The following is a 24958-nucleotide window of genomic DNA, read 5'->3' as shown; positions in this document are numbered from 1 at the left end:
ATCGTGCGGCCGATGGCCAGCGAGGTCAGCGGATCGTTGGACGGGCTCTTGATCAGCGCATCGCTGCGCGTGAGCGCATTCCAGATCGTGGTGATCCCCGCCACCGCGGGGGAGTTCCCGGCCGTGATGTGGAGACAGCGCGCGCCGAAGGGGCGGGTGTGCGCCACCCGTCCGTCGAGGAGCTGGTGACGCGTCCAGCCGTCTAGGGTCGCCAGGCCGATGTGGGTCTCCGCCACCTCGCGGACGTTGGCGGCGCGGAGCATGGCCGGGATCGCGTCGCAGTATTGGCTGTACAGGATCTCGGGCGTCAGGCCCGAGGTCAGGCAGGACAGCTCGTAGGCCTCCTGCATGTAGGGGTTGACCTTCGGGCTCAGGCGCTGGCCCAGCTGGTCGAGGAAGTCCACGACATCGGCGATCCGAAGGTCGTCGTACATGTCCGACAGGCGCGTGGGATTGGTCAGCGGCAGGTCGGCCAGATGCTGCGACACCTCCGGGGTGCGGAACGTCAACTCGCCGCGCCGGCCCTCGAACTCGACTAGGTTGTCGGAGATCAGGCGGCCCCGGATCAGCAGCGGAATGTCGTAGGTCTTCACGGCAAAGGTCTTTCGGATTGGGCCCGCAAGGGTGCGGAGCGCATCAGGTGGACAAAGAGCCCGCGGGAAGGGCGCGGGGCGGCATCAAGGGGTCCCCGGCTGTGTGGCCGTCGGGGCCTGGGCGGTGTTGAGCGCGCAGCGGAAGCTCTCGGCGCTCTTGGGGTCGCCGCGGACATAGCGGGCATAGCTCGGGTAAGGGCAGAGCGGACGCGACAGTACGAGCGCGCTTGTCGCGGGATCGAACTTCGAGGCGATGGGGCTCGACGGCGCCTCGCCGCGGGTCACCCAGGCGTCCAACGCCGCCAACAGGTTCTGAGGACGATCGGCGCCGGACCCGCCGCTGCAGTGGCCCACGCCGCCCATGACGTACAACCGCGCGAACCGGTCGGCCCGATCCTGACCGAAGGTTGACGTCACCTGCCGGTAGTACCGCGCGACATTGCCCACCGGCGTCGTGGGGTCGGCCGCGCCGGTCCAGATGATCATCTTGCCCCCGGCCCGTTCGAAGGCCTGCAGGTTCGCGTCGTTCACATCGAAGAGATCCCGCAGCGCGATCACCTTCGACGCATGGGCCTCCATGTCCCAGTTCAAGGCGTCGGCCTGGGCGTCCTGAGCGAAGTAGCTCCTGACGTTGCTGTTCATGGTGTTCAGCTGGACCGACTGAGGCGAGAACCACCAGCGGTCCCATTGGCCCGCGATCCCTTGAGACCCCATCAGCGGGTAGCCCGAATGGTGCAGCCCGCCACGGGCCAGCACAGCCGGCTCGATCAGGGTCCGGATCGCCTTGACTTGGGGATCGGACAGGCAGGTCTCGCCGGTGTCGCCGCCGCCGGGACAGCGCAGGCTGGCGGGATCGAACCGGCAGGCCTCCCAGTTGGAGACGATCCCGTCCACGAGGCCGTCGGCGGCGACCGTGTCACACTGCCTGAGCACCGCCTGGTCCAGGAGCCTCAGCTTGGTTTCGGGGAGCCTCGCCCCAGGCGCCAGGATGGCGCGCATGGCGTGCTGCACGAACGCGTTGGTGGCGATCTTGCTGATCCCCGGGGCGCCGGCGATCACGCCGTCGAACAGCATCGGATAGTGGAGCGCGCCCGTGATCGCCTCGCGGCCGCCTTCCGAACACCCCTCGAAGTAGGTGCGCCGGGGCTCCGCCCCGTAGTAGGCCTGGACGATCGCCTTGCTGCTGATCGCGACCGTGGGCACGGCGAGCAGGGCCAGGTTGAGCACCGCAGTCGGATCGTCGAGCGCGAAGGACGAGTCCGTCCCATCGTGGCCGGTGTTGTCGGCCACCGAGGCGTAGCCCTGGGCGAGCACCGCAGGATTCAGGGCCGGGATCCGACCGCCGTTGCCGCCGTTGCCGGTGTAGTGGAGCTTGCCGTTCCATGTGGCCGGCAAACGCAGTTCGAACCGGTGCTTGGGAGAGAGGCGTCCGGCGACCTTGCAGTAGGCTGGCGCCGCGCCGCCCGCCGGCTGCCACGCAGCCTCAATAGCGGCGGCGCCGATGACTTGGCCATTCAAGGCCGCGCAAGCGGCCGGAGACGGGGCGGCGGCCGCTGCCTGGGCGTCCTGGCCGGCGGCGGTCGCAGCCACCGTCACGAAGGCGGCGAACGCAACAGGACGCGTGAATTGCCGCCATTGGGCCAAGACCATCGCTCCCCAAATGTTGTTCGTTCGAGACGCGGGACGAGCCGCGGGAACTCGGCCACGGGACGGCGCGCCAGGGCCGCCATCCCCACGCTGCAGATTAGATCGGGGGCGTCCCGCGGCCTGTCCCAAACCTCGGGGACACCGCCGCTGATGTCGGTTCAGGCGCGCTGCGGCCAGCGAGAAGGGTTGCGTGCGCCGTGCGCCTCGAGGCCGGCAAAGGCGGACTCGATGGCCTCGAGATCATCCGCGCTCAGGGCGATGTCGGCCGCGAGCAGGTTCTCCGCCAGGCGCTCCGGCTTGGTCGTTCCCGGGATCGGGACGATCCAGGGCCGCTTGGCCAACATCCAGGCCAGCGCGATCTGGGCGCGCGTGGCGTTGCGTTCGGCGGCGATCGCGCCCAGCACCTCCACGAGCCCGGCGTTCGCGCGGCGGTTCTCCGGTGAAAACCGCGGCGTCGACTGGCGGATGTCGCTCGCCGCGAAGCTCGTGGTCTCGTCGATGGCCCCGGTGAGAAAGCCTTTCCCCAACGGACTGAAGGGGACGAAGCCGATGCCCAGATCCTCAAGAGTCGGGAAGAGCTCGGTCTCCGGCTCGCGCCACCACAGGGAGTACTCGCTCTGCAGGGCGGCGACAGGCTGGACCGCGTGGGCGCGGCGCAAGGTCGGCGCGTCGGCCTCCGAGAGACCGAAGTGTTTCACCTTACCGGCCTGGATCAGGTCCCGCACGGTCCCGGCCACGTCCTCGATCGGCACCTCGGGATCGGCGCGGTGCTGGTAGAACAGGTCGATGACATCGGTCTTAAGCCGCGTGAGGGACTCCTCGGCGACCTGGCGGATGCGTTCGGGTCGGCTGTCCTCGCCGGTCCGCGCGCCATCCGCGCCGATGGCGAACCCGAATTTCGTCGCCAACACGACCTGATGCCGGACCGGGGCCAACGCCTCGCCCAGCAGCGCCTCGTTGGTGAAGGGGCCGTAGATTTCGGCCGTGTCGAAGAAGGTGATGCCCAGGTCGACCGCAGTCCGGAGGAGGTCGACGCCGTCTTGCCGATCAACCGCGGGCCCGCGCCCAAAACTCAGGCCCATGCAGCCCAGGCCCAGGGCCGACACCCAAAGTCCGCTGCGGCCGAGCTCACGCTTCTGCATCCGATACTCCCTCTCGCCGGCGACCAAGGCGCCGCCGTCGCGACCGCAACGCGGGCGGCCGCCCGCGAATGGCTTGCTAAGTCCGTCCCGGGGCGGGGGCCGCATCCGGTTGGCCATCGGCCTCCGCCGCGAAGTGCGGCTGGCGGCCCAGGGTGAAGACCAGGAAACCCGCCAGCACGGCCGCGGGCGCCCCAACCCAGAGGGCTGGCGTATAGGCGCCCGAATGGTCGAAAGCGAAACCGGCCAGCACAGGCCCAAGACCCGTCGCCAGGGAGATCAACCCCGCGATCAGGCCGAACAGGGTGCCGAACGAGCGCATGCCGAAGAAGCGCGCCGAAAGGTAGGAGGCGATCTCCACCTCCGCGCCTGAGCAGAAGCCGATCAAGGCGGCGACCAGGAAGGCCATCGTCGAGCTGCCATCGAAGGCGAGCAGCATCAGGCAGGCCGCGGCGGGAAGGCTGTAGATGGAACCGCCCACCAACGTTGGGCGGAAGCGGTCCAGCATCGATCCGGTGAAGAGGCGTCCCAGGAAGGCCGCCAGGCCAATGACGCTGGCCAGCCCCACGGCCGTGCTACGCTCGAGACCGCCCTGCGTGACCATGGAGACGAAATGGACGGTGCAGCCGGTGATCACCAGCATGACCAGAAACGTACCCGACGCCAGTCGCGCAAAGGCGGTCGACTTGACCGCCTCCTTGAGAGGAACGCCGGGCGGTCTCGCCTTTGTCGCGCCGGCGGTGCGGCCGGTCCGCTGTAGGTCCGACGCGCCGAAGAAGAAGAACAGCAGCAGCGGCATGGCGACCGCGAACCAGAGCGCTGCGATGCCGACGTAGGCGAGCCGCCAGCCATGGTGCTCGATCAGATAGCCGCTCACCATCGGCGCGAAGATGCCCGTGAGGCCGGCCCCGCACAGGGCGATGGCCATGGCGAAGCCACGGGCGGCTTCGAAGCGGCTGACGATCGCGGCCGACCAGACCATGGTCTTGACGAGTAGGGCGCCCGCCGCAATCGCCACCCACAGGGCCCACCACTGCAGCTCCGAACCGCCGGCCGTCGAGAGGCCCGCCAGTGCGGCGCAGTAGATCACCGTGCCCGGCAGCGCGATTCGCCGGGGCCCGAACCGGTCGATGAGGGCGCCGGCCGGACCGGCCAGGATGACGCTGATGACGGCGAAGACCGTCAGCCCCGACGTAATGAGGGTTCGGCTCCAGCCGAACTCCGACTCCAGCGGTTCCACGAAGACGCCGACGGTATAGTACATAACCGGCGCGAGGCTGGAGCCGGCCGTCGCGGCCAGCACCAGCTTCCAGCCGCTCCGCCACTCGTCGCGGGCCGTCCGCACACTACCGGGCTGCTGCAACGCAAGCCTCCTGCACTGCGGTTCCCGGCGCTGCGCCGACGCGGCGCTGTCTCGGACGGAGCGCCGCGCCGGGCCGTTTCGACGGTCTCCTCATAGCCTCAATCCTTGTCATGGCCGCCGCGTGTAAGGCGACCTCAGAAGCGCAGGCGCACGCCGGCCGTGAAGGTGCGTCCCACCACATCATAGACCCGCGGCTGGGTGTCGAGGATCGAACCCGGCGAGGGACTGTCGGCGGTGTAGAGCGGGGCGTCCTTGTCGAAGAGATTGCGGACGTTGAGGAACACCTCGCTCTCCCGGCCGGCAAGTTCCAGGGCGTAGGACACCGTCACGTGCGTATAGAAGACCGGATCGATGTCGGGGTCGCGATAGACGAACGTCGGACCGTACGAGACCTTGCCGATGTACTGCTCCTGCACGAAGACCGTGAGGTCACCCACCTCGTAGTTCAGGCTCAGCGAACCCCGCCACTTGGGTAGGAAGAAGCGGTCGGTCTTGCCGGCATATTCCACCGCGCCGGAGAGTGGGCTGTCTTTCGACTTGTAGTCGAGGAGGTGCGAGGCCACCAGGCGGGCGGAAAACGCCCCCGGTCCGATGTCGCGCCGATAGCTCGCCTCGATATCGACGCCGCGGGTCCGCAGGCTTGCGATGTTCACGGGCACCGTGCGGATGCTCGTGGGATAGTTCGCAGCGCTGGTGTTCGAGAACGGCAGCGGACGAACGATCAGGTCGCAGAGAGGCCCCGTCCCACCGCTGGCCTCGCAACCCGCGGCGATGGTCGCCGTGGACAAGGTCGAGATCGCATCCTTCAGGTTGATGTCGTAGTAGTCGACCGAGACATCGAAGCCTGGCAGGAACCGAGGCTGGACCACGATCCCGTAGGTGAGGGTGTCGGCCTTCTCCGGCTCGAGGTTCGGGTTGCCGCCCGTGATGACTGTGGTGAGGTTCGACACCCGGGTGTGGGGGTCCATGAAGCCGTTCAGATTCACGTTCGTGCCCAGGAACAGCTCCTGCAGCGAGGGCGCGCGGATGTCGCGCGAACGCGTCAACCGCAGCCGGACATCCTCGATCGGCGACCAGACGAAGCCGGCCTTCCACGTCGTCACCGTCCCGCTCGTGCTGTAGTCGGTCACCCGGGCGGCGCCGTTCACATCGAGGCTGTGGAGGAAGGGCAGGTCCTTCGCCAGGGGAACGGCGACCTCGGCGAAAGCCTCCTTCACGTTCACCGAGCCGTGCGCCACGGCGACGTTGTTGAAGAAGAACATCGCCGGCGCCGTGGTGAGCGCGCGCAGCCCCGTGATGTCGCCGAGCTGGCTCGGGTCGGAGTTGCTGTCGATATCCAGCTTGTCCTTGCGGTACTCCGCGCCGACCGCCACGGAAACGGGCCCGGCCCAGAGGTCGAACGCGTCGCCCGAGAGGCTCACCGAGACGATGTCGGAGCCGTTGTTGGAATCGTAGGTCGAGGTTCCGTTGACGTACTCGGCCGCCGCTCTGGAAATCGAGTTGGGGCCGAAGGGGTCGATGGGTACGCAGCCGGCGTAGCGCGCCCGGACGGCCGCATCCGGATTGAGGAGCACGTTGCAGACGATGTTCCCCGTTGCCGGATCGCGGACTGCATCGGAAGCGGCGGCGAAGCGGGTGGCGATGAACTGCGGCCCGTATGAGACGTCGAGGTCAGACCGGCCGTGCTGGTAGGCCAAATCCCACTTGAACCGGCCGAGATCGCCCTTCACCCCGGCGCGGATGTTGTAGTGGAACATGTCCGTGCTGGAGTGCTGGACCCCGGCGTCGCCCCAGTACTTGGAGTAGGTGAAGAAGGCCGTGTTGGTGGAGGTCAGCCGCGCCTGCAGGTCCGCCGGCAGGTAGGGGTTGCCGCTGAAGAACCGCGTGTTCTGGGTGAAGCTGTTCTTGGCCGTGTTGGCGAACTTGAACTCCGCCAGGGTGGCCTGGGCATAGGCGGTGATGCCCCCCCCGAAGTCGTGCTCGAGGCGGGCGAAGCCCACGCTGTTGGTCACGTGGGGCGCCTGGGTCCAAGGCGCCTGAGAGGTGATGAGATCGCTGTTGAAGATCCCGCCCGGCACCACGAAGATGCCCGGCGACCCGGTCGGATTGCCGGTGCGCGGCGGCAGCCGGTACTGGCCGCCTCCCAGGAAGACTGCGCCGGAGAACGGACCGGACGTCGCGATGCCGGCGGTCGGCAGCGTCGTCCAGACGGTGTCGAAGGCGGTGACCTTGGGGTTCGCCGCAGAGCCCGCCGCGGCCGTTGAACCCACCACGCTGCCGACAGAAAGCCCGTTGCGGAAGTATTGGGGCCGCTCATTGGCGCGGAACCCCTTGTTCTCGTAGCGTTCGGCGCTCAACAACAGATGGGTGCGCTCGCCCAGATCGGCGCCGTAGGCCAAGCCAAAGCGATAGTTCTCGTAGTCGCCGCGGTCCGAAATGCCGCCCTGCAGATTGACCTTACCGCCGGTGAAGTGGTTATCGAGCACGAAGTTGACCACGCCGGCCACAGCGTCCGACCCGTAGGCCGCCGAGGCGCCAGCCGTCACGACCTCGACGCGCGAGACGAGCATCTGCGGGACGACGTCCACGTCGACCGTGCCGTCTCGGTAGGTCGAGGGGAGCCGCCACCCGTCCATCAGCACGAGCGTACGCGTGGGTCCCAGGTTGCGCAGATTCAGAGTCGTGCCCGGCACCGAATTGATGTTCTGGTGCGTGGTGTTGATCGAGGTCGACGAGTTGGCGAACTGCGGTTGTTCCTTGAGGCCTTCGAAGAGGCTCTCTGGGGCGGCCTTCAGGAGTTCCGGCGCTGCGGTCACCGTGACGGGCGTCGGGGCCTCATAGCCGGCCTTGGCGATCCGCGAGCCCGCGGTGACCACGACCTCTTGCACCTCGGCGGCGCTGGGATCGGGGGCGTCCGCATCGGCGGCGGCGGCCGACAGCGGCGCGCTCACCAGGGCCGCCAGCGTGATGTATCCGGCGGTATGCCACGCGCGGCGGCGATCCTGTCGAAGCAACCGTACTCCTCCCCCAAATGTGGCCCTGGTTGTCAGGGTCCAGGCTACTGGGCGAGGCGTACCATGCGGGGTTCGCCCCCCCTGTCCCTTGCCTCAGGGACATCTGTCCGCGGTCCCGACGCCCGCTGGCGACCAGGCGGGAGGGACACTCAGCGACCTGTCACCGGGCGCCGGGACAGTCACGCGCGCCGGCGCTGCTAGCCTGAGGACTCCTGAAATCCCCGCCGTCCTGGCGCGCACACCCCCTTCACCGGAGTGAGTCCTCAAATGGAAATCTCGCCCCTCGCGAGCGACCTGGCCCCGCCGGCCCCCGCTGCTGGCCTCAAGGCGTCCGGCGCCTTCTTCGTCGAGACGGTGACGTGGGTCCATCACTGGACCGACACCCTGTTCTCGTTCCGCTGCACCCGTGACCCGGGCCTGCGGTTCCAGAGCGGCCAGTTCCTGATGGTCGGGCTGCAGAAGGAAGACGGCAAGCCGCTGGTGCGCGCCTATTCCGTCGCCTCGCCTTCGTGGCACGAAGAGCTTGAGTTCTACTCGATCAAGGTGCCCGACGGCCCGCTGACCTCGCGCCTGCAGAACATCAAGGTGGGCGACCAGGTCCTGATCGGCCGCAAGCCCACCGGCACCCTGGTGCTGGACGGCCTGAAGCCCGGCAAGCGCCTGTACATGCTGGGCACCGGCACGGGGCTGGCGCCCTGGCTGTCGCTGGCCCGCGACCCCGAGGTCTACGACCGCTTCGAGACCGTGGTGGTGACGCACACGGTGCGTGAAGTGGCCGACCTCAACTATGCGGAGCTGTTCGAGAAGGAACTGGCCGAAGACGAGATCCTGAGCGAGGTCATCGGCGACAAGCTGAAGTACTACCCGACGGTCACGCGCGAGGAGTTCCGGACCAAGGGCCGGATCACCGACCTGATCGCCTCGGGCCAGATGTTCTCCGACCTGGGCCTGCCGGCGTTCAACCCGGCCGAGGACCGCGTCATGCTCTGCGGCGGGCCGTCGGTGCTGGCCGACCTGAAGCAGCAACTGCTGGACATGGGCTACGTGGAGGGCTCGATCGCCCAGCCTGGCGACTTCGTGCTCGAGAAAGCGTTCGTCGAGACCTAGTGGCCCATCGATCCGACGCTCGGGCGCTCGAAGAGTTCAAGGGTCCGACCGGCAGGATAGGCGACTGGGCCCGTCAGGCGAGGCCCCGGCTTATGGGCGCGCGGGCGAAGCGCGATGAAGCCCGTCCCCCAAGCTCGGCCGGCATGGTGGTCGGCCTTCGCCAAGCTGAGTCCGACCGCGGCCAAGCGTCCGGATCATAGGGCGTGTCCCGTTCGCGTCGCCAGACGAGCTCTAACAGAGGGGAGCCTGGGAGGGGCCAAACGGGGACCGCGTCCCGCTTTATTGTCCACCAGCGAATTGCAGCCGCGTCATCGTGGTCCATGAGAGGCGCGCGCAGACAGGCCCTTGGGTTCGCCCAAATCGAACATCCGTTTGATGACCATGGCTCAATTAGTTTTTATGTCACCGCGTGCGGGGACAAGTCATGGCTTTGACTAGCGCTAGGCTGTGGCCGCGCGAGACTCAGTGACAGACGCTCAAATTGCAGAGGAGCCGCGCAAGAGGGGGAAACCATGATGCCTATCACGACCCGCGCTGTTTGGATGCTTGGCGCTGCGTCCTGCGCTCTTGTCGTGGCGACGCCGGCGTTGTCGCAGGACAAGCCCGACCCCAAGGTCGTAGCAGCCCTTGACACCTTGCCGATGCGCGACTCGTCGATCGACGAAGTCGTGGTGACTGCGCGCCGGGTCGAGGAGAACGTGCAGCAGGTGCCGGTGGCGGTGTCCGTCGTCAGCCAGGAGCGGCTGCAGGACCTCGTCATCAACAACACGCAGGACCTGAACAAGCTGGCCTCGGGTCTGCAGGTCGGCGCCTGTGTCGGCACGCGGCGCGGGTGCAGTCCGATCGTCCGGGCCCAGTCCGGGGCGGCCGGCACCTTGAGCTACTTCGCCGAGGTTCCGAATTTCCCGCGCGCCCTTTTCGACCTGCAGAATGTGCAGGTGCTGAAAGGCCCCCAGGGCACTCTCTTCGGCGAAACGACCACGGGCGGGGCGATCCTCTACACGCCGCGCAAGCCCACGAACGAGTTCTCGGGCTACGTCGACGCGTCGCTGGGCAACTACGACTATCGCGCGCTCGACGTCGCGGTCGGCGGCGCCATCATCCCGGACAAGGTCCTGTTCCGCGTCGCCGGTCGGCTCCGCCAGCGCGACGGCTTCACGACAGCGATCTTCAGCGACGGCTCGCCGCCCGAGGACTACGACGACGTCAACCGGCTCGAGTGGCGGGCCTCACTCGTCCTGCGACCGTTCGAGAACTTCGAGAACTACACGATCTATTCCGGCAGCCACGAGGACAGCAACGGCTCCGGCAACCAGGTCCGGTTCGTCGATGAACGCTTCATCAGCCCGGCGCTGCGTAACGTCATCCCGGCCAACAACCCGACAACGGCGGCCCGCTACGAGTTCATGACCGGGCGGGCTCCGCCGCCGGGCCTCACCTGGTCGCAGATCCTGCGCGACGGCTACAACCGGCAGAACGCGGCCGGGCCCTACGTGATGTTCACCAACCTCCACGCGCCGTTCGAGTCGAAGAGCCACGGCATCGTCAACCAGACCCGTTGGGATGTCAGCGACAACCTGGCGATCCGCAACATCTTCGGCATCTACTGGGCGAAGGTGCGCGACGGCACGGACAACGGTGACGCCGTCGATGGGCCGCTCTACGACGGCTACGCCATCCGGCCGCGCGGCGCGACCGAAGTGCGCAGCGACGACGTCGCCTACCAGGGCGGTTGGCCCGGCCGCACCTGGAGCAACGAGATCCAGGCCCTGGGCCAGCTCTTCGATGAGCGTGTGGACTGGCAGGCCGGCTTCTACTACCGCTCGGCCAAGGCGCGCGACTTCAACTATGTGACGACCGGTCTGCGCAACGCCTACACGGTCCCCAGCGGAACCCCCAGCACTGCGACCTACTGCAGCGGGGCCGCGCCGAACGGCGTCGGCCTGCCCGCGGGCACGGACTGCACCAAGATCACGCGCACCGAGAGCGAGAACTACGCGGTCTACGCCCAGGCCAACCTCAAGCTGACGGACACCCTGCGGATAACCGGCGGCGTGCGGCGCAACTGGGACACCGACACGGTCTTCGACAGCGCGACGGCCACGAACTACGTGACCTTCAAGGGCGTGAGGATCCCGATCCTCTATCCCGATCCTCAGCGCCTGCCGGGGGCCAGCGTCCTGACGACGGTCAACCCGCTGTCCAAGGCCTGGACCTACACGCTGAGCGCCGACTGGCAGGTCAATGACCGGACGCTCGTCTATCTCGCGCATCGAACCGGCTACAAGGGCGGCGGCGTGAACACGACCGTCACCGATCCGGCCGATCCGCGGCGCCTCTTCGGGCCGGAGCGCGTGAAGGATATCGAGCTTGGGCTGAAGGCCGACTGGTCGCTCGGCGGGATCACGGGCCGCACGAACATCGCCGCCTACCATCAATGGTATGACGACGTGCAGCGTCAGGACTTCGTCCCGCCGCTCGTCCTGCGGACCAACGCGGCCAAGGCCACGATCAAGGGCTTCGAGCTCGACACGACCATCCGGTTCAACGACTGGTTCTCGGTGACGGGCAATGCGTCGCTGACCGACGCCTCCTACGACAAGTGGACCGAGACCCAGCGCTGCAGCAGCCAGTTCTGGAGACCGCAGTGCACCTCGTCGACCCAGACCTTCGTCATCGACCACGCCAAGGGCGTGATCACGGGTCTGGGCCCCACGCCGATCCTCTTCAAGCCGGACAGCTTCCGGGGCGTGGCCAAATGGAAGTGGTCGATCCAGCCTGAGATCGATCTGAAGGCGGCGACAGGCGAGGACATCACCTTCGGCGCCAACATCTACTACCAGGGCAGCTACGCCACGAGCGACCCCAACTCGTCGATCTACGCCGGCCTCACGCCGGGGCCGACGGAGGAGGGAATCTACGGCAATGACTCTCAGCCCTACTTCACGGCGCCTGTCACCCTCGTCGACCTGCGGGCGGACTGGCGCCACATCCGGGGCTCCAACTTCAGCGTCGGCGCGCGCGTCACCAATCTCCTGGACAAGGTCTACAACCAGGGTCCGGCCGCCGGTTTCCCGATCTCGGGAGCTGCGCCGAGCGTCATCGGCGAGCCGCGCATGTGGTACGTCGAGGGCCGCTGGGAGTTCTAGCGCCCGATAAGCCGGATTCCGTTCCTCCACTCGGACGCCGCGGCGGATGCGCTGCGGCGTCCTTTCTTGTGCGCCGTCGCCGAGGTGTCACCGACGGCGGGGACAGCCGGCGCGGCAGAAATCAATAGGGTCCGCCCGAAGCTTCAAAGGCGTTGACCGACAGCGCGGGGAGATGGGTGGACGCCTTGGCGCGGGTGGTGATCTTGGGCGCTGGCCATGCCGGCGGGACCGCCGCGGCGCTCCTGCGGCAGTACGGTTTCGAGGGCTCCATCACGCTGGTTGGCGAGGAACCGATTCCGCCCTACCAACGGCCGCCCCTGTCGAAGGCCTGGCTGAAGGGCGAGGCCGACGCCGAGTCGCTGGCCCTGAAGCCGCTGGAGTTCTACGCCGAGGCCGGCATCGACTTCCGCTCCTCGGTGCGCGCGACCGCGCTGAACCGCGGCGCCATGACCGTGGCCCTGTCTGACGGCGCGACTGTCTTGTACGACCACCTGATCCTGGCGACGGGCGCACGCGCCGTCGCCCTGCCGATCGAAGGCGCCGAGCTCTCCGGCATCATGTTCCTGCGCACGGCGGCCGACGCCGAGGCGCTGAAGGCCGCCATCGGGCCGGGCAAGACGCTGGCCGTGGTGGGCGGCGGCTACATCGGGCTCGAGGTCGCCGCCTCGAGCCGCGCTCTAGGCGCGCAGGCTGTCGTGCTGGAGCGGGAAGACCGCATTCTGGCGCGGGTGGCCTGCCAGGCGCTCTCCGACTTCTTCACGGCCCACCACGAGAAGAACGGTGTCCGCTTCGAGCTGGGCTGCTCGGTGACGGGCTTCAAGGGCCAGGACGGCAGGGTCACCGGCGTGAAGCTGGCGGACGGCCGCGTGATCGCCTGCGACGCCGTGGTGGTGGGCGTGGGCGCGACCCCCAACGACGAACTAGCCCGCGACGCGGGGTTGGACTGCGCCCGCGGCGTGGTGGTGGACCTCGACGCGCGCAGCGTCAGCGACCCTGCCGTCTTCGCCATCGGCGACGTAGCCCACCGGCCGATGCCGATCTATGACCGGATGTTCCGGATGGAGAGCGTGCCCAACGCGCTGGAGCAGGCCAAGCAGGCCGCCAGCGCGATCGTGGGCAAGCCGCGGCCGACCGGGGAATGCCCCTGGCAGTGGAGCGACCAGTACGACCTGAAGCTCCAGATCGCCGGCTACCCCTTCGACGCCGACGAGATCCTGGTGCGCGGCGACCCGGCCACCGCCAAGTTCGCCGTCTTCCATCTCAAGGGCGACCAGCTGCAGGCCGTCGAGGCGATCAACGCCCCGCCCGAATTCATGATGGGCAAGCTGCTCATCCTCAACCGCAAACCCGTGAACAAGGCGAAGCTTGCGGACCCCACCGTTCCCATGAAGGAGGTCGCCGCCTGAGGCGCGCCGACGAACCCGATGCCGAAAGTCACCTACATCGAACACGACGGAACCGAGCACGAGGTCGAGGTCAAGGCGGGCCTCTCCCTCATGGAAGGGGCCGTGAAGAACAACGTCCCGGGCATCGACGCGGAGTGCGGCGGCGCCTGCTCCTGCGCGACCTGCCACGTCTTTGTGGAGCCGGAGTGGCTGGGGCGTACCGGAAGCCGGTCGGCGACCGAGGACGCTATGCTCGACTTTGCCGATGGCGTTCGGGAGACCAGTCGCCTGTCGTGCCAGATCCGCGTCGATGACACGCTCGACGGCCTCGTGGTCCGCTTGCCGCTCAGCCAGCACTAGGTCGCCATGGGGGTCCCTCGCCGGAAGCAGGGGAGGGGCCGTAGGCCTCAGCCCGCCGCTTCGCGGTAGAGGTCCAACGCCTGGAGCACCGGTGCGTCGTTGACCTGGAACAGGATGGCCGGCTCGGTGGACGAAGCGTTCGCGTGCGAGTGCTTTGCCCACGACGGCAAGGCGATGAAATCGCCAGGGCCCCAGTCGAATCTCTGGTCGTCGATCGTCATCGAACCTCGGCCCGCCACAGCATGGTAGAGCGCGCTGCCGGTGTGCCGGTGCGGGCGGGTTTCGGCCCCGGGGCGCAGCATCTGCAGCCTCACGCCGAGCGTCGGCATGGCCGGCCCGCCCGTCAGCGGGTTCTGGTACTCCAGGATCGTGTCGTCGAACGGATCCGGCTCGAGCGCGGCCGCCGCTTCCAGCGCCCCGAGCGCTTGCGCCCAGGGATAGGCGAGCGCGGGGCTCGCGCGGCAGATCGGCCTGGCGTCCACGGGACGCATCATGAAGCTTCCGAACTGGCGCGCCGCCCGCTGCGGCTGGGCGCTGAGCGGCTGTCGCGCCGTGCCGCCGTCCTCGAAGAACTGGGCGTCAAGGGCCCGGACGAGCGAAATGTCCAACACGTCCAGCCAAACCATGGGCCGCGGGCTGACGTTCTCATGGTCGTGCCAGCGCCAGCCGGGCGTGAGAACGAGGTCGCCCTGGTTCATCACATAGAGTTCGCCATCGACCGTGGTCTCCGTGCCCGAGCCCTGCATGACGAAGCGCAACGCATTGGCCGCATGACGATGGGTCGAGGCGATCTCGCCGGGATGGATGTACTGGATCGAGGCCCAGAAGCTCGGCGTCGTTCCGAACGCCAGGCCGGGATTGGCGAGCCGCAGCGTGCGCCGCATTCCGCCCCGTTCGAGCCGCAGCCGCGCCCCGATCAGATCGAGCAGCCCGTCGAGGTCCGGGGCCCGCCAGTGCCAGGGCCTCATCTTCGCCGCGGGTGTGGGGGTGAACAGCGGCGGATCGTCGGGCTGCGCGACCACGATGTTGTGGGCGGCCAGCTCGGCCGCGAGCGCCCGGCGCTCGGCGGCGTCCGTCATGACCTCGACCATAGGGGCGAACTCCGTGGGATGAGGACGGCGGCGGCGTCCAGGGGAGGCAGGCTCGCGACCCACCGCCGCGAGCCTGGCGGCGTCGGCTAGGCCCCCGCGGGCTGGGCTCTCATGTGCACGGGGAGGCGAGAATCCGGGATTGGCGCATCATATTCGGACGGCAGGGCGTCGGTGATGCAGACCCGCTGGAGGGTGCGGGTCTTCCCAGGCGTGAGGCCGCCGCGCGCGTGATGCATGGCCTGGTTGGCCCAGATCACGAGGTCGCCGGTGCGCCAGCGGTGCTGGTAGATGTTCTCTGGCGCGTAGGTGTAGCTGTGCAGCTCGTCGAGCAACGCCTCGCTCTCTGCGCGCTCGAGACCCAAGATCACGGCGGTGTTCTGCTGGATCGCGCCCATGGCGGGACGCCCTGTGACAGGGTCGACCATGACCAGGGGGTGCATCGCGCGCGGCGCATCGGCCGGGTAGTCATCCAACGACTGCCGGCCCCGCATCCCTTCGTCCGTCGCCGAGAAGATGTTCAGGCCTTCGAGCGTCTCGATGCGCCGGCGCAGCGCCGGCGGAAGCCGGTCCAGCACGCCGACACCGTCGGCGAAGCTGGTCCAGGTCTCTTCGTAGGGCGCCTCGATCGCATGGAGCGAGATGCCCAGGGCCGGATGGGCCGTGTAGAAGAAGTCGGAGTGGAAGGAGACGTCGTGGTCTCCCAGGATGCCGTCCGGCCGGGTGTTCGAGACGTAGCCGACCGTCCGAAAGTCCTCGAGCACCGGACCCAGCTTTGCCATCACCCGGCGTTGCTGATCCTGGGTGAGTTGCTGGTTGCGGAAGACGAGCAGCCCATAGTGCTCGAAGAGGGCCTTGACGGTCTCGTCGTGTTCGGGCCCCCGCAGGTCGAGATGGACTTCGACGCCGAACGGCTTGAGGGGTGTGATGGCATGGGTGGGAATAGGGGCGGACATAGAGGGTCTCCTGCGCGCCGGGCGTTGAAGGGGGATTGAGTGGCCGAGGGGCCGGGGTTCAGGTCCAGGTCAGCGGAAGTTCGTCGACGCCGAGGACGCCTGCGCCCCGTCGCCGGATCAGCGACCCCGGCACGACACGGAAGGGCGGCACCCGTGTGAACCAGCGCTGGAGGACGACCGTGGCTTCCAGTCGCGCAAGATGCATGCCCAGGCAGAGGTGCGGGCCGAAGCCGAAGGCCAGATGGCGTTGCGCTGGCGCGTCGACGTTCAGGGTGTCGGGGTTCGGGAATTCGGCTTCATCCCGCGACGCCAGCGTCATCGAGCAGCAGACCGTGTCCCCCGCCTTGATCCTGACGCCGCAGACGTCGGCGTCGCGCGCTGCGCGGCGGCTGACGGTCACCGGCGAGAAGAACCGCAGCATCTCCTCGAGCGCGCCCGGCAGGATCGACGGCTCTGCCCGTAGGCGCGCCTGAAGCCCAGGGTCCGAGGCGAGCTGGAGGAAGACCCAACCCAGCAGATTGGCGACCGTGTCCATTCCGGCGATGAACAGGACGATGGCGCCGCCGGTGGCGTCGTCCACCGAGATGCGTTCGCCGTCGATCTGAGCGTTGGCGATGGTGCTCAGCATATCGTCGCGCGGCCGGTCCCGCCGGGCGCGGATCTCCTCCGCCAGATAGTCGCGGATACGCAGGAGGGCGGCCGTCTTGGCGTCGGCGGGCTGGTTCTGGTCGAGTGCAGTGCGCGCCCACGCCAGAAACTCATCCGCCCGGGCATGAGGCAGCCCCGCCATGTCGATGAAGATGGACGCCGGGAAGATCCGGGAGAACTCCGAGATGAACTCGCAGCCTCCCTTCGGAGCCAGGACGTCGATGAGCTCGTCCACGCGGGCCGTGATCTTGTCCTTCATGGCGTTGACTACGGCAGGCTTGAAGAACGGGGCGAAGAGCGCGCGGTACTTGGCGTGATCCGGCGGGTCGACCTCGACCGGGAAGAACTTCAGACCTCCCAGCATCTTGCCGAAGATGGTCGCCGCGGAACTGGGAAAGGTCTGGGCATCCATCAGGATCTGCCGGTTCGCTTCGGCCGAGCAGGCGAGCCATGCGCCGGCCGGCGAATGGCCCTGATGGTTGTGCCGCTCGAGATAGACCAGGGGGCGGCCCGCCGCGATCGCCTTCAGACGCGCGTGCGGGTGGTCGCCCAGTTGCTCCCAGATATTTCCCGCCACGAACAGCGTCTCGGGAACATGCCCAGGCTTGGTATATCCTTCCACGACATCTTGCATGGCGTTACGTCCCCGTCGCTTCGACAAGTATTCCGATCGATGACGACTGCGCTCGCCGATCTGCGACGAAGCCTCGATCGCTCGTTTGACACGGGAAGATTATTTTCGCGGACCGCCGATATCATTTGACGCAAGTCAAACCATTTGAGGTCATCTTGTCCCCATCCGCAGGGACAGGGACTTTGCAACCGTCTTGCTAGATGCCTCCTGCAGGCTTGGGGGCGCGTCGGGCGGTCCCCGGCGGGCTACGGCCCTGGCCTCCGCGGAGACCCGAGATGACCCAGCCCAGGTCGGAACCGCCTGTCCTGCTCTCGATCGCGGAGGGCGTGGCGGAGCTTCGGTTCAACCGCCCAGACCAGATGAACGCCCTCGATGTGGCGACGGCGCTCGCCTTCCGAGACGGCGTGCGCCAGGCGGTGAGCGACCCCAGCGTGCGGGCGATCATCCTGTCGGGCGCCGGCCGGGCCTTTCTCGCCGGGGGCGACCTTCGCCATTTCCGACGCGCCGCCGACCGGGCGCAAGCGGCCCGGGCGCTCATCCAGCCCATTCATGACGGCGTCCTGGAGCTGGTGGAGAGCCGCATCCCGACTCTCGCGGCGGTGCAAGGGGCCGTGGCGGGCGCGGGCGTCAGCCTGGCGCTGATCGCCGACATGGCCATTGCGGCCGACAACGCCCGGTTCGTGATGGCCTATATCAACATCGCGGCCAGTCCCGACTGCGGCGGATCGTGGGCGCTGCCCCGGCTGGTCGGGCACCGCAAGGCCGCGCAGATTGCGCTGCTTTCCGAACCGGTCTCCGCACAGGAGGCGCTTCGGCTGGGATTGGTCAACTGGGTGGTGCCGGCCGAGGAGCTGGACAAGACCGCCCGCTCGGTCGCCGACCGGATCGCCGCCGGCCCAGCGCGGGCCATGCGGGCGACGCGCGCGCTGCTCGACCGCGCGGACGCGTCGCCGCTCAAGGCGCACCTGGAGGCCGAACTGGACGCCTTCGTCAGCGCCGCCGCCTCCGCCGACTTCGACGAGGCGCTGTCGGCCTTCTTTGAGAAGCGTCGTCCCCAGTTCAGGTCGCGCTAGTCCGACGACCGGCGCAGACGACGCCGAGCCCGGGTCGGGGGAACCCTCGCCGAGCCCGCCGCAGTCAGCAAATCGCGCCCTCGTGGTCGCCTCACCGGCGCTTCGCCCGCGCCGCCCGTCTTGGGCGGCGGCGACGGGCCCCGATCAGGGCGTCGTCTCCAGGATAAGTTTCGCGCCCCGCACCGCTGCGGCCATGACGGGCGCATTGGTGTTGCCGGAGGTCATGGTGGGGAAGATCGAGGTGTCCATGACCCGCAGACCGCTCACGCCGCGGACCCGTAGCTGAGGGTCGACCACGGACGCCGCGTCGGCCCCCATCCGGCAGGTGCAGGCCACGTGATAGCCGCGACCGCCCTGTTCCTTAAAGACCCGGATGATGTCCTCGTCGCTCTGGACGTCAGGCCCCGGACTGAGCTCCTCACGGATGAAAGGCTTCAAGGCGTCCTGGCCAACGATCTTGCGGATGTAACGGACCATCGAAATGGCATTGGCGCGGTCGTTCTCGTCGTCCAGATAGTTGGCGTCGATGGCCGGCGCGACGTCGGGGTCGGCGCTGACGATCGTGGTCTCGCCCCGGCTCTGAGGTCGCATCGGATAGCCCCCGAAGGTGATCCCCGGCTCGCTGTCGAAGTTGAAGCCCTTCGGCCCGAAGCTCATGGAATAGAGGCCGACCCCGAGGTGGGCGTCAGGGCGGTTGGCGCCGGGCCGCGTCTTCACGAACCCGGAGAGTTCGTGAGCCCCATCGGTCATCACGCCGCTGCCGAACAGGATATAGCGCAGGCCGTTGAGATAGCGTGGGAGGCCCACGATCTGGCCGTTCACGCTGCCGCTCGTCACGCGGTACTGGGCCTGCAGGTACAGATGCTCCTGCAGATTGCGACCCACATCGGGCGCGTCGGCGACAACCGGAATTCCGAGCCGCCGCAGTAGCTGAGCGTCGCCTATGCCGGAGAGCTGCAGAAGCTTGGGCGACTCGATCGCCCCCGCCGACAGGATGATCTCGCGGCGGGCGCGGATGCGTTCTTCGCCGCCGCCCTTGCGCTTCAGCAGCACCGCCACCGCCCGCTTGCTCTCGAAGAGGATGCGCCGCACCTCGGCTCCGGTGCGGATCGTCAGATTGCGACGGCCCCGCGCCGGATCGAGGAAGGCGCGCGCCGCGCTCTGCCGCTTGCCGCGCCAGATGTTGCGGATCTGATAGCCGAACCCGCCATCGAAGCTGTGATTGATGTCCTCGACGATCGGGGTGCCCGCCTGCTCAGCCGCCTTCAGGATGGCTTCGCAGATCGGGGTCTTCGGCGAGTGCACCGTAAGATGGAGATCGCCGCCGGCGCCGCGGAACTCCGCCTCGCCCAGCTCATGGTCCTCCATCTCCTTGTAGGCCGCGCCGATGTCCTTCCAACCCCAGCCGGTGCAGCCGAGCTCTTCCCATTCGTCGAAGTCCGCCGGGTGGCCGCGGGAGTAGATCATCCCGTTCACCGAGCTCGACCCGCCGAGCGTTCGGCCCTTGACCCAGGGTTCTTTGCCGAGGCCAGGTCCCTTGGACGCCTCGTAGGTCGAAACATATTTGCCGCCGGGCGCGAGCAACACGCCCACACCGCGCGGCATGTCGATCCAGAAGTCGCGATCGGACGGACCGGCCTCGAGGAGCAGGACCTTGTTCTTCGGGTCCGCCGACAGGCGGTTTGCGAGGACGCAACCCGCCGAGCCGCCACCCACGATGATGTAGTCGAATTCCTCGCTCACAGTCGTTGCCCTCGGAAGGTCGTCACGGGAAGCTGGAGCCGGCTGCGGCGCTGAGGCTGCCGATCTGCACGGTCTTGGTCAGCAGGAACTCGTTCAGGCCCTCTCGCCCGCCTTCGCGACCAAAGCCGCTCAGACCCGACCCACCGAACGGCGTGTTGGGCAGGACCGCCTTGCCGCCGTTGACGTAGACCGCGCCAGCGTTCAGGCGGGCCGCCACCCGGTGCACGCGCTCCAGGTCCTTCGACTGGATGTAGGCGGCCAGACCGTGCTGGGTCGTGTTGGCCAGCTCGATGGCCTCCTCCTCGGTGTCGAACTTCATGATCGCCAGCACCGGGCCGAAGACCTCTTCCTGCGCCAGAGGGCTGTCGTTCTTCACGTCCCGGAAGATCGTGGGCTCCATGAAGAAACCGTTCGCCAGGTCGCCGCCGAGGCGTTTGCCGCCCAGCACCAGCTTGCCGTCGCCACGCTGTTCCGTCTGCGCGATCGTCGCCAGGATGCGCTGGACCGACGCCTCGCTGACCACCGGCCCGACGACGGTTTCCGGATCCCAGGGATCCCCGATCTTGAAGCCTCTGGCCACCGCGAGGACACGGTCGATCATCTCCTCGTAGACCGAGGCCTCGACCAGCAGGCGGGTGGGGAACGCGCAGCCCTGGCCCGAAATCAGCCCGACGCTGAACAGCGCCGCGTACTGAGCCGCGGCGTCGAGATCGCCATCAGCGAACACGAGATTGGCCGACTTGCCGCCCAGTTCCAGCACCGCCGGCTTGATGAGCTCGGCGCAGGTGGAGAGGATCCTTCGCGCGCCCACCGGGCCCCCGGTGAAGCTGATCTTCTTGATCAGGGGGTGGGCCACCACGGCCTGGCCGGCTTCAGGCCCCCCGTGGACGATGTTGATCACGCCGTCAGGGATACCCGCTTCGCGCACGAGGTCCATGAAGAGCTCGAGGGAGAAGGGGGCCTGTTCGGAGGGCTTGGCGACGATGGTGTTGCCCGCCGCGAGCGCCGGCCCGGCCTTCATGCACAGATTGGACATGGGCCCGTTCCACGTCGGGAAGAGGCCCACGACGCCGTAGGGCTCGCGGTGGGTGTAGGCGAAGTCGCTGTCGTACAGCACAGAGGAGGTGACCTCGCCGTCGATCTTGTCGGCCAGGCCTGCGTAGTAGGCCACCCACATCTTGGCGAACGGCGCGTGGAAGTTTGTGATGGAGACGGGCAGGCCGGAGTCCATGGTCGCCAGCCGCGCGAAATCCGCCGCCCGATCCTCGATGAGATTGGCGAGCCGCATCAGCACGTCACGCCGCGCCGCCGGCCGCCAGCGCCGCCACGTCTGGAACGCGGCATGCGCCGCTTCGGCGGCTGCATCGACCTCGGCCTGGCCGGCGTGGGGGATGTGGGCGTCCACCTCGCCCGTGGCGGGATTGACGTGCTTGTAGAGGCCGCCGGACCCGCTCGTGAGCCGCTTGCCGCCGATGTGAAGATGAACCGCAGGGCGTTCAGGTAGAGTCATGGTTGTACCGGCCTGATCAATTGAACAGATATTGAACCCAGTGACGAATTCATGAGCCGGGACGGGGTTGGCGTCATAGCCGGACATGGGATTTGTCTGGACGCTGGCTCATGCCGTCATTCGACGTAGAGAACGCGGTCGGAGTCCCCCCAAGGACCTTCGTCCTGCGATCATCGGCCGGACGCAGCACAGCGTGCTCCTCGTGGACGCGGCGTTTTCGAATGGCTACCCGGCCGGTGTGCCGGCGTATGTCACCCACGCCCGGGACATCGACGGAGGTGCAGCTCAGGCGGGCGCGGGACCGGGAAAGATCGGCGCCGCACTCACCTGCGCAGCGCCGATGATCGGTCAATGCGGCCGCCTATTTCGGACGCTTCGTCTGGAGGAAGAGATCCTTCGGCTTCGGCGTCCGCAGGCGCTGGGCGTCCTCGTTGCCCTCCGCCGTGCCATCCCAAACCATCCAGCCGCGGTCGATATGGGCCATGACTTCGAGGTTCATGCCGTAGCCGAGGCCGATCTTCTCGTGCACCACCCGCTTCCAGCGATCGACCGTGCAGAGGCGCGTCGCGCGCAGGGTCAGGTCGGTGTAGGTCGCCATCTGGTGGGCCAGTTCCAGCGCCCGCGGCATCAGCTCGTCGTGCGGCAGGACCTCGTTGGCGATGCCCAACTCCAGGGCGGTCCAGGCGTCGATGCGCTGGCCGGTCAGGAGGAAGTAGGTGCCGCGGTTGATGCCGAGCAGCTCCTGCCAGACCGGGACCACGCCGTCGCCCGGCGCCTCGCCCGAGGGGAAGTGACCGTCGTCCGCGAACACCGCCTTCTCGGAGCAGAGCGTGATGTCGCCGACCACCATCAGTTCGGAGTGGATCAGGGCGGGACCGTTGACGGCGCAGATGACCGGCACCTCGATCTCGAGCAGCCGCCGGAACATCATGTTCTGGTCATAGACCGCCACCTCGTAGTGGCGGGGGAGCTCCATCGGCCGCTCCCAGTGCCCGTGCTTGTCGATGAAGGTGTCGCCCGTGCCGGTGAACACCACCACGCGGTTGTCGCGGTCCATGCCGATGTCTGTGAAGCACGGCGTCCACTCGGCATGGTGCTTGTCGCAATAGAGCACGGGACCGTTGTCGGTGTGGTAGCGGACGACGAGCACGCCGTCGTCGGAGCGCTCAAAGGCGAACGTCTCGTACTTGTCGAAGTAGGCGGGCCGCTTGCCCATGGTTTGCCCTCACGCGTGGCTGAAGTTGTCCGCGCGCCGCGGTCGGGACCAAGTCTTGGCCGCAGGGCGCCTCCCGCTGGCCTAGTCCTAACCCGTCGGCTCGGCTGTCCCCGGCGTCAGGGACCCACGGCCGTCGGGCGGCCCCCGCCGGTGGGTACAGAGCGCGGCCGCGACGCCTGCTAAGCCGCGATCATGACCCGCGGTCCCTCCGCCCTCGAAAGCGCCCTGCGCAAAAGGATTCGCGACCGCTTGGCCCGGTGGGGAGCCGGGCGGTTGCCATCGACGACACCGACCCGCGGTTCGACTGGACCCTTGAGGAGGTGCTCGAGCTCTTCGAGCTCCCGTTCACCGAGCTCGTCTTCCGCGCGGCCGAGGTCCACCGGCGCTGGTTCGACCCCACCGAGCTGCAGCTTTCGCAGCTGCTCTCCATCAAGACCGGCGGCTGCCCCGAGAATTGCGGCTACTGCAGCCAGTCGCAGCACTTCAAGACCGCCACCAAGGCCTCGAAGCTGATGGACGCCGAGACCGTGATCGCCCAGGCCGCCGAAGCCAAGGCTGGCGGGGCGCAGCGCTTCTGCATGGGCGCCGCCTGGCGGGACCTGAAGGACCGCGACCTGCCGAAGGTGGCGGCCATGGTCTCGGGCGTGAAGGCGCTGGGCCTGGAGACCTGCGCTACCCTGGGCATGCTGACGCCCGACCAGGCCAAGGCCCTGAAGGCGGCGGGCCTGGACTACTACAACCACAACCTCGACACCGGCCCGGACTACTACGACCAGGTCGTCACCACGCGGACCTATCGGGACCGCCTCGACACCCTGGCCGCCGTCCGCGACGCCGGCATGAGCACCTGCTGCGGCGGCATCGTCGGCATGGGCGAAACGCGTCGCGACCGCGCAGGCCTGCTGCACCAGCTGGCGACCCAGCCCGAGCATCCGCAGAGCCTGCCGCTCAACGCCCTGGTCGCGATCCCGGGCACGCCACTGGGCCAGTCCCAGCCGATCGAGGCGCTGGAGTTCGTTCGCACCGTGGCGGTCGCCCGCATCGTGTGCCCCGCCTCGGTCGTGCGGCTGGCCGCCGGTCGCGATCAGATGTCGGAAGAGCACCAGGCCCTCTGCTTCCTCGCCGGCGCGAACTCCATCTTCATCGGGGCGCGCCTCCTGACCACGGACAATCCCGAGCCGTCCGCCGACGAGCGCCTGCTCGCGGATCTGAAGATGCGGCCGATGAGCGAACGTAGCGACGACCAGGGAGCGCCGGGCCGATGACCCTTCCGCCGCCGACCGATCTTCACGTCATGGGGATCGGCGAGCTGAGTTTGACCCTCGGGCTCACGCCGCGCGCCATCCGTCTCTACGATGGGATGGGATTGGTGGGCGCCCAGCGGGACCGGTTCAACCGACGGGTCTACAACGCCGAGGCCTGCGCTGACCTGAAGCTGATCGCGCTCTTGCGCGCCGCCGGCGTGCCCCTGGAAGACGTGCAGCGGATCCTGCAAGTGGGCCGCGTCCGCGGCGCCCAGGCGCGCCGCAGCGCCGCCCTGGCCACGATCGCCGCCCGGCGCGAGACGCTGAGTGAACAGGCCATCCGGCTGCAGGCCGCGGAGGCCTGGTTCCTCGACACCGCCGGGCCCGCGATGCCGGGCATGGGCCCCCGCGCTGCGGCCGATGCCGCCTCCGCATGAGGACGCCGCAGGCGCACATCAAGGCCGGAATGTTCTCGAAGATTCTGATCGCCAACCGGGGCGAAATCGCCGTCCGGATCATCAAGACCTGCCGCCGGCTCGGCATCAAGACAGTGGTCGTCTACTCCGAGGCCGACGCCGATTCGATGGCGGTGGAGATGGCCGACGAGGCCGTGTTCATCGGCGGGGCGCCGGCGTCGGAGAGCTATCTCGTCGCCGACAAGATCGTGGACGCCGTGCGCCAGACGCGCGCCGAGGCGGTCCACCCGGGCTTCGGCTTCCTGTCCGAGAACGCCGGCTTCACGCGGCGCCTCGCGGCCGAGGGCATCGTCTTCATCGGCCCGAACCCGCACGCCATCGAGGCGATGGGCGACAAGATCGAGTCCAAGAAGTTCGCCGCCAAGGCCAATGTTTCGGTCGTGCCCGGCCACGTGGGCGAGATCGACGACGCCAAGCACGCGGTGAAGATCTCCGAGGAGATCGGCTATCCGGTGATGATCAAGGCCTCGGCCGGCGGGGGCGGGAAGGGGATCCGCGTCGCCTGGAACCGCAAGGACGTCGAGGAAGGCTTCCCGGCGGTGCGCGCCGAGGCGAAGGCCAGCTTCGGCGACGACCGGATCTTCATCGAGAAGTTCATCGAGAGCCCGCGCCA

19 protein-coding genes are annotated in these 24958 nt (G+C 68.1%); 8 read left to right on the top strand and 11 right to left on the bottom strand.

The genetic code is table 11. The features are described from left to right. From AX721_RS26015 to AX721_RS25995, 5 genes are all read right to left on the bottom strand, one after another. A partial coding sequence (locus AX721_RS26015) for an acyl-CoA reductase (RefSeq protein WP_197422724.1) occupies positions 1-593 on the bottom strand: 593 nt, incomplete at its 3' end. An 84-nt stretch (positions 594-677) separates the two neighbouring features. After that, on the bottom strand, positions 678-2243 hold the full coding sequence (locus AX721_RS26010; protein WP_068878863.1) for a tannase/feruloyl esterase family alpha/beta hydrolase: 1566 nt from the start codon (positions 2241-2243) through the stop codon (positions 678-680). A 155-nt stretch (positions 2244-2398) separates the two neighbouring features. After that, positions 2399-3382, bottom strand: a complete 984-nt coding sequence (locus AX721_RS26005; RefSeq protein ID WP_068878862.1) for an aldo/keto reductase — start codon at positions 3380-3382, stop codon at positions 2399-2401. 76 nt (positions 3383-3458) lie between these two features. Then, a complete protein-coding gene (locus tag AX721_RS26000) occupies positions 3459-4742 on the bottom strand; it encodes an MFS transporter (protein ID WP_156467388.1) in 1284 nt (427 codons plus the stop codon). 134 nt (positions 4743-4876) lie between these two features. Then, complete coding sequence (locus tag AX721_RS25995; RefSeq protein WP_068878860.1) at positions 4877-7756, bottom strand: TonB-dependent receptor domain-containing protein; 2880 nt, start codon at positions 7754-7756, stop codon at positions 4877-4879. A gap of 267 nt (positions 7757-8023) precedes the next feature. Here AX721_RS25995 and AX721_RS25990 point away from each other — a divergent pair, with 267 nt between their 5' ends. The 4 genes from AX721_RS25990 to AX721_RS25975 all read left to right on the top strand — a co-directional run bounded on the left by AX721_RS25990 (position 8024) and on the right by AX721_RS25975 (position 13757). Continuing rightward, positions 8024-8863, top strand: a complete 840-nt coding sequence (locus AX721_RS25990) for a ferredoxin--NADP reductase (protein WP_082765749.1) — start codon at positions 8024-8026, stop codon at positions 8861-8863. Between the two features lie 512 nt (positions 8864-9375). Continuing rightward, the gene (locus AX721_RS25985) at positions 9376-12012 is read left to right on the top strand and encodes a TonB-dependent receptor (protein ID WP_156467387.1); all 2637 of its coding nucleotides are present in this window, start codon (positions 9376-9378) and stop codon (positions 12010-12012) included. 176 nt (positions 12013-12188) lie between these two features. Further along, on the top strand, positions 12189-13418 hold the full coding sequence (locus AX721_RS25980) for an NAD(P)/FAD-dependent oxidoreductase (RefSeq protein ID WP_068878858.1): 1230 nt from the start codon (positions 12189-12191) through the stop codon (positions 13416-13418). Between the two features lie 18 nt (positions 13419-13436). Next, complete coding sequence (locus AX721_RS25975) at positions 13437-13757, top strand: 2Fe-2S iron-sulfur cluster-binding protein (RefSeq protein WP_068878857.1); 321 nt, start codon at positions 13437-13439, stop codon at positions 13755-13757. Between the two features lie 47 nt (positions 13758-13804). Here the strand turns inward: AX721_RS25975 and AX721_RS25970 are convergent, their stop codons facing one another. The 3 genes from AX721_RS25970 to AX721_RS25960 all read right to left on the bottom strand — a co-directional run bounded on the left by AX721_RS25970 (position 13805) and on the right by AX721_RS25960 (position 17083). Continuing rightward, a complete protein-coding gene (locus AX721_RS25970; protein ID WP_068878856.1) occupies positions 13805-14848 on the bottom strand; it encodes a cupin domain-containing protein in 1044 nt (347 codons plus the stop codon). Between the two features lie 86 nt (positions 14849-14934). Continuing rightward, positions 14935-15801, bottom strand: a complete 867-nt coding sequence (locus tag AX721_RS25965; RefSeq protein ID WP_068878855.1) for a TauD/TfdA family dioxygenase — start codon at positions 15799-15801, stop codon at positions 14935-14937. A 58-nt stretch (positions 15802-15859) separates the two neighbouring features. Then, positions 15860-17083 (bottom strand): cytochrome P450, encoded by a 1224-nt coding sequence (locus AX721_RS25960; protein WP_068878854.1) that lies wholly within the window; start codon positions 17081-17083, stop codon positions 15860-15862. 275 nt (positions 17084-17358) lie between these two features. Here AX721_RS25960 and AX721_RS25955 point away from each other — a divergent pair, with 275 nt between their 5' ends. After that, a complete protein-coding gene (locus AX721_RS25955; protein WP_068878853.1) occupies positions 17359-18156 on the top strand; it encodes an enoyl-CoA hydratase/isomerase family protein in 798 nt (265 codons plus the stop codon). A gap of 144 nt (positions 18157-18300) precedes the next feature. On the opposite strand, the gene AX721_RS25950 is transcribed toward AX721_RS25955, so the two are convergent. From AX721_RS25950 to AX721_RS25940, 3 genes are all read right to left on the bottom strand, one after another. Then, positions 18301-19899 (bottom strand): GMC family oxidoreductase, encoded by a 1599-nt coding sequence (locus AX721_RS25950; protein ID WP_068878852.1) that lies wholly within the window; start codon positions 19897-19899, stop codon positions 18301-18303. 22 nt (positions 19900-19921) lie between these two features. Continuing rightward, positions 19922-21409: an aldehyde dehydrogenase gene (locus tag AX721_RS25945; RefSeq protein ID WP_068878851.1), complete on the bottom strand. Its 1488-nt coding sequence runs from the start codon at positions 21407-21409 to the stop codon at positions 19922-19924. A gap of 361 nt (positions 21410-21770) precedes the next feature. Beyond that, the gene (locus AX721_RS25940) at positions 21771-22625 is read right to left on the bottom strand and encodes an enoyl-CoA hydratase/isomerase family protein (protein ID WP_068878850.1); all 855 of its coding nucleotides are present in this window, start codon (positions 22623-22625) and stop codon (positions 21771-21773) included. A gap of 278 nt (positions 22626-22903) precedes the next feature. Between AX721_RS25940 and bioB the strand changes: the two genes are divergently transcribed. From bioB to AX721_RS25925, 3 genes are all read left to right on the top strand, one after another. Continuing rightward, positions 22904-23890, top strand: a complete 987-nt coding sequence (gene bioB / locus AX721_RS25935; protein WP_068878864.1) for a biotin synthase BioB — start codon at positions 22904-22906, stop codon at positions 23888-23890. Further along, positions 23887-24306, top strand: a complete 420-nt coding sequence (locus AX721_RS25930) for a MerR family transcriptional regulator (protein ID WP_068878849.1) — start codon at positions 23887-23889, stop codon at positions 24304-24306. The genes bioB and AX721_RS25930 overlap by 4 nt, the downstream gene beginning before the upstream one ends. Positions 24307-24335: 29 nt before the next feature. Then, positions 24336-24958, top strand: a 623-nt coding sequence (locus tag AX721_RS25925; protein WP_304440897.1) for a biotin carboxylase N-terminal domain-containing protein, incomplete at its 3' end; no start/stop codon positions are given.

Source organism: Phenylobacterium sp. CCH9-H3 (assembly GCF_001557235.1).
Lineage (GTDB): Bacteria > Pseudomonadota > Alphaproteobacteria > Caulobacterales > Caulobacteraceae > Phenylobacterium.
Note: the sequence above shows the minus strand (reverse complement) of the source record. Positions and strands in the feature narration are given on the sequence as shown.